This is a genomic window from Paenibacillus sp. ACRSA (assembly GCF_022346845.1).
GTDB lineage: Bacteria > Bacillota > Bacilli > Paenibacillales > Paenibacillaceae > Paenibacillus.
Map to the genome: position 1 here is coordinate 124,212 of NZ_JAKRNP010000005.1, position 17,226 is coordinate 141,437.

At 44.4% G+C, this 17,226-nt stretch carries 12 protein-coding genes; 10 read left to right on the forward strand and 2 right to left on the reverse strand.

Features of this window, described 5'->3' with window-relative positions; translation table 11 throughout:
- Positions 1 to 9 precede the first annotated feature (9 nt).
- The 4 genes from MH215_RS16295 (at position 10) to MH215_RS16310 (ending at position 5,837) form a co-directional block, all read left to right on the forward strand.
- Positions 10 to 1,491 carry a sugar ABC transporter ATP-binding protein gene (locus MH215_RS16295; RefSeq protein WP_239291475.1) on the forward strand — a complete coding sequence of 494 codons (1,482 nt, stop codon included), beginning with the start codon at positions 10 to 12 and terminating at the stop codon, positions 1,489 to 1,491.
- A gap of 1 nt (position 1,492) precedes the next feature.
- Positions 1,493 to 2,461, forward strand: coding sequence for a ribose ABC transporter permease RbsC (gene rbsC, locus MH215_RS16300; protein ID WP_145048699.1), 969 nt, complete (start codon positions 1,493 to 1,495; stop codon positions 2,459 to 2,461).
- A gap of 14 nt (positions 2,462 to 2,475) precedes the next feature.
- Positions 2,476 to 3,408, forward strand: a complete 933-nt coding sequence (rbsB, locus tag MH215_RS16305) for a ribose ABC transporter substrate-binding protein RbsB (RefSeq protein ID WP_239291477.1) — start codon at positions 2,476 to 2,478, stop codon at positions 3,406 to 3,408.
- A gap of 329 nt (positions 3,409 to 3,737) precedes the next feature.
- Positions 3,738 to 5,837 carry a serine hydrolase domain-containing protein gene (locus MH215_RS16310; RefSeq protein ID WP_239292033.1) on the forward strand — a complete coding sequence of 700 codons (2,100 nt, stop codon included), beginning with the start codon at positions 3,738 to 3,740 and terminating at the stop codon, positions 5,835 to 5,837.
- A gap of 135 nt (positions 5,838 to 5,972) precedes the next feature.
- Here the strand turns inward: MH215_RS16310 and MH215_RS16315 are convergent, their stop codons facing one another.
- On the reverse strand, positions 5,973 to 6,818 hold the full coding sequence (locus tag MH215_RS16315; protein ID WP_239291479.1) for a helix-turn-helix transcriptional regulator: 846 nt from the start codon (positions 6,816 to 6,818) through the stop codon (positions 5,973 to 5,975).
- Between the two features lie 140 nt (positions 6,819 to 6,958).
- On the opposite strand from MH215_RS16315, the gene MH215_RS16320 reads away from it, so the two are divergent.
- Together MH215_RS16320 and MH215_RS16325 are read left to right on the forward strand one after the other, a co-directional pair.
- On the forward strand, positions 6,959 to 8,902 hold the full coding sequence (locus MH215_RS16320) for a glycoside hydrolase family 127 protein (protein WP_239291481.1): 1,944 nt from the start codon (positions 6,959 to 6,961) through the stop codon (positions 8,900 to 8,902).
- Between the two features lie 223 nt (positions 8,903 to 9,125).
- Positions 9,126 to 9,497, forward strand: coding sequence for a hypothetical protein (locus MH215_RS16325; protein WP_239292034.1), 372 nt, complete (start codon positions 9,126 to 9,128; stop codon positions 9,495 to 9,497).
- Positions 9,498 to 9,591: 94 nt separating this feature from the next.
- On the opposite strand, the gene MH215_RS16330 is transcribed toward MH215_RS16325, so the two are convergent.
- A complete protein-coding gene (locus MH215_RS16330; protein ID WP_239291483.1) occupies positions 9,592 to 11,082 on the reverse strand; it encodes a glycoside hydrolase family 43 protein in 1,491 nt (496 codons plus the stop codon).
- A 228-nt stretch (positions 11,083 to 11,310) separates the two neighbouring features.
- Here MH215_RS16330 and MH215_RS16335 point away from each other — a divergent pair, with 228 nt between their 5' ends.
- The 4 genes from MH215_RS16335 to MH215_RS16350 all read left to right on the forward strand — a co-directional run bounded on the left by MH215_RS16335 (position 11,311) and on the right by MH215_RS16350 (position 17,117).
- Complete coding sequence (locus MH215_RS16335; protein ID WP_239291485.1) at positions 11,311 to 12,231, forward strand: ArsR/SmtB family transcription factor; 921 nt, start codon at positions 11,311 to 11,313, stop codon at positions 12,229 to 12,231.
- A 150-nt stretch (positions 12,232 to 12,381) separates the two neighbouring features.
- Complete coding sequence (locus MH215_RS16340) at positions 12,382 to 13,407, forward strand: NAD(P)-dependent alcohol dehydrogenase (RefSeq protein ID WP_239291487.1); 1,026 nt, start codon at positions 12,382 to 12,384, stop codon at positions 13,405 to 13,407.
- A gap of 324 nt (positions 13,408 to 13,731) precedes the next feature.
- On the forward strand, positions 13,732 to 16,314 hold the full coding sequence (locus tag MH215_RS16345; protein WP_239291489.1) for a X2-like carbohydrate binding domain-containing protein: 2,583 nt from the start codon (positions 13,732 to 13,734) through the stop codon (positions 16,312 to 16,314).
- Between the two features lie 212 nt (positions 16,315 to 16,526).
- Positions 16,527 to 17,117 carry a TetR/AcrR family transcriptional regulator gene (locus MH215_RS16350; RefSeq protein ID WP_239291491.1) on the forward strand — a complete coding sequence of 197 codons (591 nt, stop codon included), beginning with the start codon at positions 16,527 to 16,529 and terminating at the stop codon, positions 17,115 to 17,117.
- Positions 17,118 to 17,226: the final 109 nt, after the last annotated feature.

Genomic DNA, 17,226 nt, shown 5'->3' on the forward strand with positions numbered 1-17,226 from the left:
GGTTGCGTAATGCATATTCAGATGCACAACATTCACAAAGCGTTTGGCACCAATCAGGTGCTAAGCGGAGTGGATTTTGAACTGCAAGAAGGTGAGGTTCACGCCCTAATGGGGGAGAACGGAGCAGGTAAATCTACACTCATGAATATTCTGATTGGTCTTCATCAGCGGGATCAAGGCACGATTACGATAGACGATAAGGAAACGTATTTCGCTACTCCGAAGGAAGCAGAGAAACTAGGCATCACATTTATTCACCAGGAGCTAAACGTCTGGCCTGAAATGACGGTGCTTGATAACCTTTTTATCGGTAAGGAGGTCACTTCCTCGTTCGGGTTGCTAAATACAAGACAAATGAAAGCGCTTGCCAAAGAGCAGTTTAGCAAGTTATCTGTGGACATTCCACTCGAACGTCCTGCGGGCGAATGCTCTGTTGGACAACAACAGATGATCGAAATTGCCAAGGCGCTCATGACAGATGCGAAGGTCATCATTATGGACGAACCAACAGCGGCACTCACAGAGCGGGAGATCCAGAAGCTGTTCGGAGTCATAACGTCACTGAAGAAAAATGGTGTATCCATCGTCTATATCTCTCACCGCATGGAGGAGATATTCACAATCTGTGACCGAATTACGATTATGCGTGACGGTAGAACCGTAGATACCCAATCGATTCAGCAGACTAGTTTTGACGAAGTCGTTCGAAAAATGGTCGGCCGAGAATTAACGGAACGTTATCCATCTCGGAATCCCTCGTATGGTGAGGTTGTTCTGGAGGTCAGAAACGCGAGCAGCAAAGGATTATTTCACGATGTGAGCTTTAATGTTAGAGCAGGTGAAATTCTAGGCTTCTCAGGACTTATGGGCTCTGGGCGAACGGAAATTATGAGAACGATCTTTGGTCTCGACACGATGGATCGTGGTGAAGTAATCATTCGCGGCAAAAAAGTGAACATTCGTAAACCTGTAGATGCGGTCAGACATGGTATTGGTTTTATTACGGAAGATCGCAAGGATGAGGGTCTCGTGCTTGACTTCTCTATTCGTGAGAATATGGCACTGCCGAACCTGTTCAGCTTCTCCAGCAAAGGCTTCATCTCGACTGCGAAAGAACAGGAATTCGTGGATACACTGATCAAACGATTGCAGATCAAAACACAATCTTCAGAAACGGCCGCTCGTAACCTATCTGGTGGTAATCAGCAAAAAGTGGTTATCGCTAAATGGGTCGGCATCGGTCCAAGTGTACTCATTCTGGATGAACCTACACGAGGTGTCGATGTTGGAGCGAAGCGCGAGATCTATCAGCTCATGAATGAACTGACTGACCGAGGCGTCGCCATCATCATGGTGTCGTCAGAGCTACCCGAAGTGCTCGGGATGAGTGATCGAATTGCAGTTGTGCATGAAGGGCACATTAGTGGCGTGCTGTCTAAAGAAGAAGCCACTCAGGAAAATATTATGACATTGGCTACAGGGGGACAGTGATATGACAACAATGGACAACAAAACTGCCAAAAGCGGCTTCCGTTTCTCGAACGTAACACAAAAATTAGGACCGTTACTCGGCTTAATCATTCTCATTCTCATCGTTTCAATCTTAAATCCTAGCTTCTTGGAACCGCTTAATATCTTGAATCTACTGCGCCAAGTTTCGATTAATGCGCTGATTGCTTTTGGAATGACATTTGTTATTCTCACCGGCGGAATTGATCTATCGGTGGGCTCGATCCTCGCATTATCCAGTGCTTTTGTTGCCAATATGATGTTATCTGGTTTAGATCCGATCTTGTCCATCATTATCGGGGTAGCACTTGGCGGTGTCATGGGGATGGTCAATGGTCTTATGATAACCAAAGGCAAGATGGCACCGTTTATCGCGACATTGGCAACGATGACGATATTCAGAGGATTAACGCTGGTCTACACAAACGGTAATCCAATTACCGGTCTTGGTGACAGCCTGCTGTTCCAATTGTTTGGCCGTGGTTACTTGTTGGGAATTCCGGTACCAGCCATCACCATGTTGATTACGTTTATGATTCTATGGATTATTCTGCATAAAACAGCTTTTGGTCGCAAAACGTATGCAATTGGTGGTAATGAGAAAGCCTCCATTATCTCAGGTATCAAAGTTACACGTGTTAAAGTGATGATCTATTCCTTGGCCGGTATGCTTGCAGCACTGGCAGGGGCAATTCTGACATCACGGTTGAATTCAGCACAACCCACAGCGGGTACATCCTACGAGTTGGATGCGATTGCAGCCGTTGTACTCGGTGGTACGAGCCTTTCTGGAGGCAGAGGGCGCATTGTCGGTACGTTGATCGGTGTTCTGATTATCGGTGTACTGAATAATGGATTGAACCTGCTCGGAGTTAACTCCTTCTACCAAATGGTCGTGAAGGGCGTTGTCATTGCCATTGCAGTCCTGCTAGACCGCAAGAAAACAGCATAAGGAGAGATGCGACTATGAAAAAAATAACTTTGACACTCATAAGCATGCTAATGATTATTGTTCTGGCAGGTTGCTCGTTGGAGCCTCCGGGTTGGGCAAAGCCTGACGCAGCCGGAAATAAAGGACAAAAGAAAATTGGGTTATCCATTTCCACATTAAATAATCCATTCTTTGTATCCCTGAAGGATGGGGTCGTGGCTGAAGCTCAAAAACAGGGGATCCAAGTGATTGTCGTTGATGCACAGAACGATTCGGCGAAACAAACGAATGATGTGGACGATCTGCTTCAACAAGGCGTAGATGCATTACTCATTAACCCTGCCGATTCTGCGGCAATCTCTACAGCGGTTCAGTCGGCGAACAGTGTAGGTGTTCCAGTGATTACACTCGACCGTTCCGCAGATAAAGGTGAAGTGGCAGCCTTGGTGGCTTCGGATAATGTCAAAGGTGGACGCATGGCAGCGGAATACTTTGTTGAACAGCTTGGTGAGGGCGCGAAAGTAATTGAGCTTGAGGGTGTCCCAGGTGCTTCCGCAACACGAGAGCGGGGCAAAGGCTTCCATGAAGTGGCTGACGAGAAACTCGATGTGGTGGCGAAGCAATCAGCGGACTTTGACCGTTCCAAAGGATTGAATGTTATGGAGAATCTGCTGCAAGGTAATCCAGATGTACAAGCGGTATTTGCCCATAACGATGAGATGGCACTTGGAGCGATTGAAGCAATCCAAAGTTCAGGTAAAGACATCCCGGTTATTGGATTCGACGGTAATGATGATGCGATCAAATCCATTCAAGACGGTAAGTTGACAGCTACGGTTGCTCAGCAGCCTGTGTTGATTGGTGGTCTGGCGGTGCAAGCAGCGCTGGATGTGCTGGACGGTAAGCAGGTAGAGCAATCCATCCCAGCTGAACTGAAGCTGGTAACGAAAGAAAATGTAAATGAATAAACAGTTCTATTCTCTATATTGTAATTGAAATAATAATTAGTATGGAGATGTAGATAGATTCACCTATCTATTAAAAGTCGCATAATTGCGACTTTTTTTCTTTATTTAGATTACTTAGAGATACTTCAAGTTGGACAAGCAAAATGGGCTCCATCAAGCAATATTTTAGAATACCCTTAGTGAACAACATGAAGTAGTTGCAATAGGGGCGTGTGTGCAGATTTATTCATGTTCAGTTCATATCGTCGTCACGATCAGTACATCTTCTCCGATTACACTTTATTCAGTACCAAACACAATGATCCTTAGACACAGAAAAACAGGAGATGATGAGATTGTCACGTAAGAAACGAACTTCGATAACGGCAATTACCTTAGTGCTTGCCATGTTGTCTCCCGCGTATGCCTTGGCTAGTTCGGATACGGGAAATAGCGCTAATCTTACTTACAAATCGACGGAGAGAGCTGTTATTGAGAAAGCTAACCTTTTAACCCAATCATATGGCACAACAAGTGTGCAGTATGCGCTTATGGATGAGGGAAAGATCGTACTCTCTGGACAAGTAGGGGGAAACGACCCCAAGGGAGAGATTCCTCTTACGGCAGATACGATGTACGGTATTGGGTCAACGAGTAAAATGATGCTTACGACTGCTGTAATGAAGCTCGTCGATGAAGGTAAGGTGAATCTGGATACACCTATCGTGAACTATATCCCGGATTTCAAAATGAAGGACAAGCGTTATCAGCAAATTACACCACGGATGTTATTGAATCATTCTTCCGGGCTTCTTGGAACGTCGAGCAATAGTGCCATCTTATTTGGAGATAACGATACGTATGCACATGACACTTTACTGGAACAACTGGCTAACCAAAACCTGAAAGCAGATCCAGGCGCCTATTCCGTGTATAGTAACGATGGTTTTACATTAGCTGAAATTTTGGTGGAGAGGGTTAGTGGCATAAGTTTCACTGCGTTCATGCATCGTTACATCACCGAGCCACTGGATATGAATAATACTCAGACGCCTCAAGATCAGGTGAATCTGAGGCAAATGGCAGCAACCTATTCTGCCACGAATGCGAAACAACAACTTCCATTGGAGACCACGAATATGATCGCTTCAGGAGGTATCTACTCGACTGCGGAGGATCTAGTGAAATTTTCGAGGATTTTCACAGGACAAGTAGAAGGTATTCTCTCTCGTGAATCTGTACAAGCGATGGAACAAGAAGAATACAAGAAGGGCATATGGCCAGAAGACAGCGATTCGTCCATTGCGTATGGACTAGGTTGGGATAGTGTTCAGCTGTTCCCGTTCAACGATTATGGTATCAAGGCAGTTACCAAAGGAGGTAATACAATTACATACCATTCATCGTTAATTGTACTTCCCGAATTCAATATGGCTGCAGCTGTAACGTCCTCGGGGGGCACGAGCACAACAGATCAACTACTTGCGACTGAACTGTTACTGGGCGCGCTGGAAGAGAAGAATATCATTCCAGAGCAAAAGCCGGAGAAATCGTTCTCCACACCTGTAACAGCAGTGATGCCGAAGGAGTTGTTGAGTTATACAGGTATATATGGCGGCGGAGCCAATTTGTTAATGAAGTTGGATGTGAAGGATAACGGACAATTAACCGTGTCTACGCTATCTGCTCCAACCAATCCAGATCAGAAATATACGTACACTGCGAATGGTTCATTTGTTAATTACGAGGGAACGGAGAAGCTGCAATTCGTTAATGAGGACAATGGAAAAATCTATCTATGGTCACGCTCATATAAATCCGTACCTGGTCTGGGTCAGATTGCTTCTTCCGAATACAAGGCCGAAAAGTTAGAAACAAATGAATTAGCTAATGATGTGGCAGCTGCTTGGCAGAAGCGAGAAGGAAACACATATTACTTGGTAAATGAGAAGCATACATCAACACTGTATAACATTGCTCTTCCGATTATCCCCATTCACACATTTAATGAATGGCCAGGGTATATCTACACGAATAAAATCATTGGAGCGAACCAAGCTGTGAATCAACTCCAAATTCCTGGCTTAGCTGGTCGTGACACGATGAATTTTGAATTCTATATGGAAGATGGGGTTGAATATGTTATGGCCGGAGGAAATGTCTACGCCAGTCAAGAGGTTGTGACACCAATCTATTCGGGACATCAATCGAAGACAACCATTCAAGCAAATGGACATTCCAGTTGGTTTACGGTTCCAGCCTCAGCTGCTGGTAAAACGATGACGGTTCAAATGCCTTCAAGTGGTGCGTTTGCTGTATACAACCAGGCAGGTATAGGTGTGAATCACACGGTGGTTAGCGGTCAGAATGAAGTTGTGTTGCCTGAGAACGGTAGCATTGTGTTTGCTGGGGAGCCGGGTTCGACGTTTGAAATCTCATTAAAAAAGTAACACCTGGTTTCAGGTGTGTGATCAATCAATCTGAACCTACAGAAAGTCGCGGAAACGCGGCTTTTTTTGTTGCATGTCTACCCAATCTGGAACATCGTCACATCCATATTTCATTTTCTCAAGCGAGGGTTGCCGTCATTTCAGATATTGCTTACGGAATTGCAGTGGGGAGATTCCCATCTTGCGTTTGAAACACGCGGAGAAGTAAGGAGAGTAGCGGAAACCTACTTCTTCGGCAACGCGGTCAATGGACCAATCGGTGGTCACCAGCAAACGTCTAGCACGATCGAGCCGTATCTCCTGCAAATAGTCCGAGGGGGTGCAACCGTATCTGGCTTTCATGCATCGTACAATATAATTGGGGTGAAAATGTAAGGCTTCTGCGAGCATCTCATGGGTAACTTTGTTCTGGTAATGAGCCTGAATGTATGTAGCCGCGCGTTCTGCTAAACGGGTTGCAACCGATTCGGTTTCTCTTGAGCCACTCTCTTCGAGTATGCTTAGTAGGTTGCCTAGCAGTTGCTGCTCTCTCCAAAATGTAGCGTTCGTTGGTAAAGTCAGCAGTTGCTCGATAATGTCGTACACAGCCTGAGGATCTGGGAGGCGTAGGTACTTAGGCAGTCGAAGCATGTAGGGATTTTCGAAAGGACGTGAAGAATACAGCGCAGGACTGATGCTTGTTTCTTTCGTTACCAGGGTGCGTTGCCTTACTTCATGCTCAAAATGAATCCAGTAAAACAGCGTATCTTCTGTGCAAGGTTGAAACGAATAATGTTCACCATCTGGCAAGAGCAGTAGCATATCCCCACTCAACAAGCGCCACTCTGAACCGTTCTCTCCCATGAATAAGCCACCTTCAGCAACGATGAGTAGATCGTAAATGCCAAGCTTGCTTCGATGAGGATGGTGATCTCCAGTGCTGTATTCTGTACGACCTGCGCCTAGGAAATAAGGGATTGGTGGCAGTTCAAGTTCAATCATGGTGTTATCGCTCAGATGAAACACTCCTTATGTTGTGTTATTTTTTATAGAAAAAGGTTCATTCCTTTCCTATTAAGCTGGTTCTATCAAGCATATAATGGAGAACATAGAGAGTCAATTACTATAGGAGGCATGACGAAGTGAATACAACAAATGTACGCATTGAGGACAACTTCTGGGAAAATTATTCTGCATTAGTACGCGATACGGTCATCCCGTATCAATGGCAAGCATTGAACGATCGTGTAGAAGGAGCGGAGCCCAGTTATGCTATTCGGAATTTCCGCATCGCCGCTGGACTTGAAGAGGGAGAATTCGGAGGATGGGTGTTCCAGGATAGTGATCTATATAAATGGCTGGAAGCGGTTGCTTACACACTACGCTCCCAACCTGATCCGAAGCTGGAGAAGATTGCGGATGAAGCAATTGAATTAATCGGCCAAGCCCAACGAGAAGATGGATATGTGAATACGTATTTCACGATTAAGGAACCAGGCAGAGAATGGACGAATCTATATGAAGCCCATGAACTGTATTGTGCAGGACACCTGATCGAAGCCGCTGTAGCATATGCTGAGGCAACGGGCAAACGTAGATTGCTGGATATTGCATGCCGCTTCGCTGATCTGATTGATCGTTTGTTTGGGCTGGATGCTAGTCAGAAGCAGGGATATTGCGGACATCAGGAAATTGAACTTGCGCTGGTCAAGTTATATTATGCAACGGGAGAGCAACGGTATTTGAAGCTCAGTCGTTATTTCATTGATCAACGTGGCAGTCTTCCAAGTTATTTTGAGGAAGAATGGGAGCGGCGCGGCAGAACAGGTCACTGGTCAGATGGTAAACCTAATCTAGAAATGTACCAATCCCATCTGCCTGTGCGCGAGCAGTCAACCGCAGTTGGACATTCCGTACGTGCAGTTTATATGTACACAGCAATGGCTGATCTTGCTCGATTGACTCAAGACGCTAGCTTAAAAGCAGCTTGTGAGCGGCTATGGGAGAATACAACGCGCAAGCAGATGTACATTACGGGTGGAGTCGGTTCAACCCATCGGGGAGAAGCCTTTACCTTTGACTATGACTTGCCGAATGATACGGTGTATGCAGAGACCTGTGCTTCTATCGGGCTAATATTCTGGGCACGGCGGATGCTTCAGCTTGAAGCGAAGAGTGAGTATGCGGATATCATGGAACGGGCGTTGTATAACAACGTACTTGGCAGCATGTCCCGGGATGGCAAGCACTTTTTCTATGTGAATCCACTCGAGGTATGGCCTGAGGCGAATAAACGCAATCCGGATAAACAGCATGTTAAGCCTGTTCGACAGGCATGGTTTGGCTGCTCTTGCTGTCCACCCAATGTAGCACGCTTGCTCAGCTCGCTGAATGACTATATTTACGATGTATCTTCAGAAGAGAATAAGGTTCATGTCCATTTATACATTGGTAGTCATCTACATTTCACATCAGCAGACGGTTGTGATGTATCCCTTCACCAGACATCGGAGCTGCCTTGGCAGGGTAAGGTAGAGTTTAACGTGTCACTGGATGAGAAGCATGTAAATGGAACTGCTTTTGCACTGGCCTTACGAATTCCTAACTGGCATCAGAGCGGGCAGCCTGTCCTTAGCATTAACGGCGAGGTGCAGGTATACGATGTGAAGAACGGCTATGCTCAAATCAGTCGAATCTGGAACGATGGTGATGTGGTGGAGTGGTCGATACCTGTGGAAACGAAGTTAATTGCTGCTAACCCACAGATTAGAGCCAACGCAGGCAAAGTAGCTATTCAGCGTGGACCACTTGTCTATTGCGTGGAGGAGGCAGACAACGGTATATTGCTGTCATCCCTTTCGCTTCCGAAAGGGACTCAGCTAAATGAGCGGGAAGATTCTGATTTACTTGGTGGCTGTATTGTCGTTGAAGGTGATGCAAAAAGGGAGAATACCTCTGGATGGTTGGCAAATGAATTGTACAAGCCACTGGCAACTGAGTCAAAGCAGGTTCGATTTACTGCAATTCCTTATTATTTGTGGGGTAACCGCGAGGCTGGGGAAATGAGTGTCTGGTTACGTAATTAATAGAAGTATGATATAGGAGTTAACGATTGAATTTATAACAAACAAAGAATTAACTAACGAATAAAGCATTAGAATCTAACGAAAAGCATATAAACAAATGAATTCATTAACCTAACAACACACAGGGATCCTTAGTATTGGTGACTAGGGGTCTTTGTGTTTTTATTCATGTGATATGATGATCAATATATCAGTAATCCAGGGAGGTATGTACAGTATGAGTATGGAGAACGTATCTAGTGAAGAGCGGACTGGAGCGATCAGAGCTTTTGAATCAACCATTCATAAATCAGAAGATGCTTTAGTAAATATGACTCAGAAGGGCACAAGCACAACCTTAGTACAGAAACGGCTCACAGCGCTACGTATCGGATTAGCTATGCTTGAACATGCGTGGCACGGCGAATCACATTCATACACTGATGAGGAAATACGAGAAGCTCAACATGTAATAACTGGTTTATTCCCTTCTCTTGAGACCCAGTACGCTAAAGCCAAAGTGGGCGGTGCCCAAAAAACATTGTTAGAGAGAAGAATAAGAGCTTTTGAGCTAGCTATTCAAATCATGTCAACGAAAAAGGCAGCAGACGTCTAACATCTGCCACCCTCGAATCCTCAAGCGATATGTGTTGTAATCAAAGCTTACTATATTTCTATTTCCCAGTAGATTACTTCATTCCTAACGCAACTTAGGTATACGTGCATGTAAAGTTAGTGAATTCAGCAACAGATCCTACCTTAGAAGCGTAGAGACCAATAAGCACACCTGTGAATCCTCCAGCCACCTCGGATGATAGATATCTAGTCTGTGCCGTTCCAAGCGGAATATCCTTACCATCATAGTTCAAAATGAAAGTATAACGATCAGGAGTGGATTGAATAGTGAGCGTAGCTTGATTGCTTACCCCCACATACTCTTCCTGTTCAATCGACTTGATATCACCAACATTCAGACGTTTAACTACGCTATATCCGTTATCGACTTGGCGAAGAGCCAGATCATAATGATGATTTTCATCCATATAGAGCGTAATACCCGCTTCCCCTTCAGTTAATGTGACATCACAAGAGATAATTGCATTGAAATCTCTCTGACGTATGCCGATAAAAGTAGGGGACAATGGAGTGTCTAATGTGACATCTGTACCTCTTAGAATCACCTTGTCTGGAGCTAATTCATACTGCTGCTTAGCAGGGTGACGTAAATAACACCAGTCTAGATTCCAATCGGTATTTTCAAATGTATAGACGTTGCGTTCCTGTTGAACGGTTGCCTCAGAGATTCGATCGGTTTCAAAACTCGTAAGCACGGTGCCCTTATACCCCGCGGTAAACCAACCATCTTCATTAAATGTCACCGGCGTTAGAAACACTTCACGTCCCAGATGGTGGTACGTTTGCCATCTTCCGATTTGACGGAAACCGAGATGAAGCATCCACCAATTGCCGTTCTCATCCTCAACAAGGTCTCCATGCCCAGCGCCTTGAAGCTCATAACCACCCAAATTACGATTGGTCAGAACAGGGTTATGTGGGTAAGGCTCAAACGGACCTGATGGCGAATCCCCTCTCGCATAAGTAACCATATGGCCATACTCGGTTCCACCTTCGGAAGCCATGAGATAGTATGTTCCATTTATTTTATACAGATGGGGACTCTCCAAATAGCGCCCGCCCGTGCCATTCCAGATCATACGCCCAGGAGTTAGTTTACGTCCAGTTTCGATATCAATCTCACATTGGATTATGCCTCCAACGCCGTTATCGTCGGTACCATTACTCATAAATATTGCTTTACCATCCTCAAAGTATAGATCTGGATCGATGCCACCTTGATCAACATAGATCGGATCAGACCATTCACCATAGATATCGTCCGTCCATACGTAGAAATTCTGATGCGTAGTGTCATTTGTTGTGGTCATATAGAATCGGCCATTGTTATGACGGATGGTTGGCGCAAATACGCCACCGGAACTGTTAACCGTTTCTAATTGAATTTGGCTTGGCCGTGTTAAGCAATGTCCGATCTGCGTCCAATTGATCAAATCTTTACTTTCGAAAAGCGGAACGCCAGGGAAATATTGAAAAGAGCTACATACGAGATAATACGTGTCGGCAACTTTGCAAACGCTAGGATCAGGATAGAAACCTTTGATTACTGGATTGGTATATTTCATCTTTTAGTGCACCTCGTTATAAATTCATATTTATAAGAATTCAACTTAAAACAGGTAATGCTCTCAGGCATAATTTACAGTGTAAAAAGAATATTTCAATAATCTCCTCATCAAAAATTAAACACCATAGCAATTATATTTACAATGTTTTAGTCTTGATAGAACAATGAAAATCCGTTAAATTAACATAAATAGCATTTCAATAATTGGAGCTGGGAGAAAATCTGAATGATTAGAGCTAATGGAGATTCCAAATACATGCCACTGTATGAAGCACTGGCTAGCGAAGTACGCTGGAGAATAATGACCCTTCTCTCTGAAAGAGAGATGAATGTGAAAGATCTGGCTGATGTGCTGGAGCTTAGTCCGTCCATTGTGACGATGCATGTTCGTAAATTGGAGCAAGCGGAATTGATTGGCAGTCGTAGAGTACGACTGAACGGAGGCACACACAAAATGTGTTTTCTCCAACAAGATGCAATTGAAATTGAATTGCCTTCGGTGGGTTCATTTGCAGACATCAAAGAACAAAGCATCTCTGTGGGTCACTATACAGCGTTCGAAGTACATCCGACCTGTGGACTGGGAACGCATGAGAAAGAAATTGGCGTATGGGATGATCCACGCTATTTCCTTGATCCTGAGCGTGTTCACGCAGCAATCCTGTGGTTTGGTCGGGGGTATGTGGAATATAAAACACCTAATTATATACTTGCAGAGGATGTACCCAGTGCGATTGAGATCTCAATGGAAATTGCTTCGGAGGCACCTGGCTTAGGGGATGATTGGCCCTCGGATATCACATTTTCATTTAATGGCGTGCAGCTTGGCACATGGACCAGTCCTGCTGATTTCGGAAGAGCTGCTCGTGGAAAATTCACCCCGTCATGGTGGCATAGGAATGTTAACCAATATGGTCTGCTGAAGACGATTCGAGTGGATGCTCAAGGCACATCAATAGATGGAGAATGGCTGTCGAATGTAGGTATCGATGATATCAAACTGGAGGAGTTATTCTGGACGCTTCGATTTTCTGTGGAGGAGCATGCCACAAATGTGGGCGGTTTGACGCTGTATGGAGCCGGCTTTGGTAACCACAATCAAGACATCATCATTCGTACCATACAGCCTAGAGCAGATATGGGTTGATATATCCTTCTGAAACCACGCTATATATTTAACGTATCCGTTATTCAGGAGAAGCATGGTTAACTCGGTTAGATGAGTTGAGGCATTCTAATTCTAGTGTTGGCTTTGCGTGACCCAAACACATACATCTGTCGAATGGAGAATGATACCATGGGCGAAGATATGAGCCGTATTGGAGTATCCAGCAAGCGAGTACCAGACCTAATGAAAGCATTAGTCTATGACACGTACGGTACACCGGAAGTTTTGCGCTTGGAAGATGTAACCGTTCCGACTCCAAAGGAACATGAAGTGTTAATTGAGGTTCATGCAACGTCGATCAATTCTTGGGACTGGGATCTCCTTCTGGGGCAACCGTTCGTTACACGCATCGGCGCATTCCGCAAACCCCGTTATCCAATTCTTGGTGCAGACGTAGCAGGGACAGTCGTCGCGGTTGGCTGTGCAGCGGGGCAATTCCAAGTTGGTGATCGAGTGTTTGGCGATCTCTCAGCCTGCAACTGGGGTGGATTTGCGGAGTATGTGTGTGCCAGTGGAACGGCATTGTCGCCTATACCTGCCGGAATCACTTATGTAGAGGCAGCAGCTATCCCTCAAGCAGCAGTTCTTGCATTACAGGGTTTGCGTAATCGCGGAACTTTGCAACAGGGGCAACGAATTCTCATTAATGGGGCTGGGGGTGGAGTGGGAACATTTGCTCTCCAATATGCCAAGTTACACGGTGCAGAAGTGACCTGTGTTGATCACGGTGAGAAGCTGGAGATGTTACAGGCTTTGGGTTCGGATCACGTCATAGATTACCGGAATGAAGACTATACTGCACAGGGAATAACATATGACGTAATTCTTGATGTGGTAGGGAATCGTAAGGTGACAGCTTTGAAACGAGCACTGCGTAGCGGCGGTCGGTATGTAATGATTGGAGGTCCGATGGGACGAATTGTAATGAATCTATTGTGGGCACCAATCGTTTCGAAGCTTGAAAACAAGAAAATATCAGTACTTGTGCACAAACTGAGCGCCGAAGATCAGAGCGAATGGATCGAGCTGGTTGAATCAGGGCATGTCATACCGATCATTGATCAACAGTATCCATTACGTGAAGCAGCTCAGGCATTTCGTGATATGGGAGCAGGTCGTGTGAAAGGAAAAACGATCATTATCATGAAAAAATAGTCTGCTCACACTTCTATGGAAGCGAAGCTTTATTGAGTTTAAATACATCCACTGGTCTGCGCATAGCTCGTCATAACAGAAGTACCGATCTTCTCCTGCGTGAGATTTTTTTGGAGGTGTTTCGGTGATACGTAAAATAATAGATATACTCGTAGTCGCTATGTTAGCGGCTTTTTTGTTTCTCAATGAATGGGAAAGAAAATTTACAATGACCATATATTTACAAAAATTGATGCGCATGCTATGTTTACTTTGAAAGCGTCATCATGAATGGGTTCATTGACAAATTTCATTATCATATCTCAAATGGAAGGGAAGATGAAAATGGAAAATTGGCTTAGAAAGGCAACCGCAATGATGCTGGCATTTGCTCTACTGCTAGGATTGATGACAGCGCCCGTTCATGCAAACAATGCACTTTTCACTATCGAAGCAGAAGACGCTCAGCTCACTTCGGATCTTCAAGTAGTCACCGAGATTTACGGACAACCCAAGCCTGGATATTCAGGTAGCGGATTCGTCTGGATGCAGAATTCAGGGACGTTAACTTTTACAGTGAATGCTCCCGAGACTGGCATGTACGCGATCTCTACTCGATACATGCAGGAGCTTAGTGCGGATGGCAGAGTTCAATACTTAAACGTGAACGGTGTGACTAAGGGTTCGTATATGCTGCCGTACACGACAACATGGTCGGACTTTGACTTTGGTTTTCACAAACTGAATAAAGGCAGCAACACAATCCAGATCAAGTCTGGATGGGGCTTTGCATATTTTGATACCTTTACTGTGGATCATGCGGATCTTGACCCATTAAATGTACAGCCAATTCTTACCGATCCTGAGGCAACACCAGAAACACAAATTTTAATGAATTATTTAACGGAGGTATACGGAAACCAGATTATTTCAGGTCAACAGGAGATTTATGGAGGAGGGAATGACGGAGACACAGAGCTAGAGTTCGAATGGATTTATGATCTTACTGGCAAATATCCAGCGATTCGCGGCTTCGATCTGATGAATTATAATCCGCTCTATGGTTGGGAGGATGGCACAACGGATCGGATGATTGATTGGGTTAATAACCGAGGCGGAATTGCAACAGCTTCATGGCATATCAATGTACCACGTAATTTCAATACGTATCAGCTTGGAGATTTTGTGGATTGGAAGGAAGCCACGTACAAGCCGACAGAAACCAATTTTAATACAGCCAATGCTGTTATTCCAGGGACGAAAGAATATCAATATGTAATGATGACAATCGAAGATCTGGCAGAACAATTGTTGATTCTCCAAGATAACAATGTGCCTGTTATATTCCGTCCTTATCATGAGGCTGAGGGTAACGGTGGTCTGAATGGGGAAGGTGCATGGTTCTGGTGGGCTTCCGCAGGAGCAGAAGTGTACAAAGACCTGTGGGATCTAATTTACACAGAGCTTACGGAGACGTACGATCTTCATAACTTGATTTGGACCTATAACAGCTATGTGTATAGCACATCTCCAGCTTGGTATCCTGGCGATCATCAAGTGGATCTGGTTGGATACGATAAATATAATACGATCTATAACCGGTATGACGGCTTGTCTGGAGTCCCGAATGAGGACGCTATTACTTCGATTTTCTATCAGCTTGTGGATCTGACGAATGGTAGCAAAATGGTTGCCATGACAGAGAATGATACGATTCCAAGTGTGCAAAATCTGAAAGAGGAGAGAGCAGGATGGCTGTACTTCTGCCCTTGGTATGGCGAGCACCTCATGAGCACGGCATTTAATTATCCTGCGACTTTAACCACACTTTATCAGAGTGATTATGTTATCACTTTGGATGAATTGCCGGATCTAAAGGTTACCAATCCTAACCCGAGCGCATCGATCTCACCGGGAACCGTCGAGTTTGACAAAAACACGCCTAATCAAAACGACAAATCCGTGACAGTGACTGCCAATGGGAATACGCTTACTGCTGTCCGTGCAGGCAATACTGTGCTTAACGCAACAACAGATTATACATTTAATGGAAACGACTTGTTACTAAATAAAGCTTACCTTGCTACACTGCCAATAGGAGAGCATTCGATTGTACTGGATTTTAATCAAGGGCAAGATCCAGTGTTAAAGGTTAAAATTGTGGATTCAACGCCAAGTTCCAATGCTACTATTACACCGGTGAATGCCTCATTTGATAAAGCAACGAACGCAGCACAGGATGTTTCCGTTACCCTTACCTTAAATGGTCGTCAGCTTACAAGCATAGCCAAGGGAAATGCTACACTCGAATTGGGTCAGCATTATACAGCTTCCGGTTCGACGGTTGTGTTGAAACAATCCTATCTCACAACGCTGCCATTAGGTCAAAATACTTTGACTTTCCACTTTAATGGCGGAAATAACGCTGTATTAACCGTTAACGTTGTAGACAGTACGGTTACTGTACCACCTACCGGAGACTTGACCATTCAAGCATTTAACGGCAATACCAGTTCTTCGACCAACGGAATTTCGCCCAAGTTCAAATTAATCAACTCAGGTAATTCGGCAATTCAGTTAAGTGATGTGAAACTTCGGTATTACTATACGATTGATGGGGAAGAGGCGCAGACCTTCTGGTCTGATTGGGCAAGTGTTGGCAGTGCGAATGTAACAAGCAAATTCGTCCAATTGGCAACTCCGGTTGCCGGAGCAGATCATTATCTGGAAGTTGGCTTCACAAGTGCAGCAGGAACGTTGAACGCAGGTCAGAGTGCAGAGATTCAAGCACGTTTCTCCAAAAATAACTGGTCGAATTACAATCAGTCTAATGACTACTCGTTCAAGGCATCTGGCACACAGTTAGCTAACCATGAACAGGTTACTGGTTATGTAGGCGATGAGCTTGTATGGGGAATTGAACCGTAACGAGGTAGAACGAAAGGGTGGAGAAGGAGCACGTCCTTCTCTGCTCTTTTTTTGAATTGAAGTGAGGAGGTTAGATGTATTAGTGGCAGTTCACTCAGCAGACGGCAAAGATAATCACAGATCAGAGAGCTTCTTGACATTTATGTGATGATTCGTTACTATTTTTTGTATGACAGTAAGTACTGACATTCTATAGAAGAGAGGACAGAGAAATGTCTAGTCGTACAGACTATAGCAGCAAAGAACGATTAATGATGACTGCGATTGATTTGATCTCAAAAAAAGGTTATAAAAGCGTAACAACGATGGAAATCGCGACTACGGCTGGCTTAAGTGAAAAAACGCTGTTTCGTCAATTTGGAACCAAGCAGAACCTTTTGGAATCGGCATTCGATCAATATTATTACTCCGAAGAGATGACGAGGATCTTCAATGAAAAGCTAGTCTGGGATTTGCACACCGATTTGCTTTTGATCAGCATAACGTATCACGAGATCATGAACCGCAACCGGAAGCTGTTTCTGATTGGGTTTAAGGAAGAGGAGCATCTACCAGGTCTTCGGGATCGCACGATTAAACATCCAAGACAGCTCTTAGAGATTATAACCGAGTATTTTAGCATCATGTATGACAAAGGGAAGCTGGTTCAAACGAATTTTGAGCATCAAGCTTTTTCATTTATGGCTTTGAATTACGGTGTGTTTATTAACAATTTGCATGAAGATGCTCGTTTTCCATCGCTCTCTTTGGATAGCATTATTACAGAAAGTGTATGGACGTTTACTAGGGCTTTAACCCCCTAGTTTTTTTAGCTCTTATATGTCAGTAAGCACTGACAGTCATTTTTCACTTAAGTTTAACGAATTATTTAGCATCAGCCCCGAGCTGAGTGACACATCTAGATTATAGAAA

Bases quoted from the DNA above. Each gene is read 5' to 3' on its own strand.
- MH215_RS16295 (WP_239291475.1), top strand. From the start codon at position 10: ATGCATATTCAGATGCACAACATTCACAAAGCGTTTGGCACCAATCAG.
- rbsC (WP_145048699.1), top strand. From the start codon at position 1,493: ATGACAACAATGGACAACAAAACTGCCAAAAGCGGCTTCCGTTTCTCG.
- rbsB (WP_239291477.1), top strand. From the start codon at position 2,476: ATGAAAAAAATAACTTTGACACTCATAAGCATGCTAATGATTATTGTT.
- MH215_RS16310 (WP_239292033.1), top strand. From the start codon at position 3,738: ATGAGATTGTCACGTAAGAAACGAACTTCGATAACGGCAATTACCTTA.
- MH215_RS16315 (WP_239291479.1), bottom strand. From the start codon at position 6,818: ATGATTGAACTTGAACTGCCACCAATCCCTTATTTCCTAGGCGCAGGT.
- MH215_RS16325 (WP_239292034.1), top strand. From the start codon at position 9,126: ATGGAGAACGTATCTAGTGAAGAGCGGACTGGAGCGATCAGAGCTTTT.
- MH215_RS16330 (WP_239291483.1), bottom strand. From the start codon at position 11,082: ATGAAATATACCAATCCAGTAATCAAAGGTTTCTATCCTGATCCTAGC.
- MH215_RS16335 (WP_239291485.1), top strand. From the start codon at position 11,311: ATGATTAGAGCTAATGGAGATTCCAAATACATGCCACTGTATGAAGCA.
- MH215_RS16340 (WP_239291487.1), top strand. From the start codon at position 12,382: ATGGGCGAAGATATGAGCCGTATTGGAGTATCCAGCAAGCGAGTACCA.
- MH215_RS16345 (WP_239291489.1), top strand. From the start codon at position 13,732: ATGGAAAATTGGCTTAGAAAGGCAACCGCAATGATGCTGGCATTTGCT.
- MH215_RS16350 (WP_239291491.1), top strand. From the start codon at position 16,527: ATGTCTAGTCGTACAGACTATAGCAGCAAAGAACGATTAATGATGACT.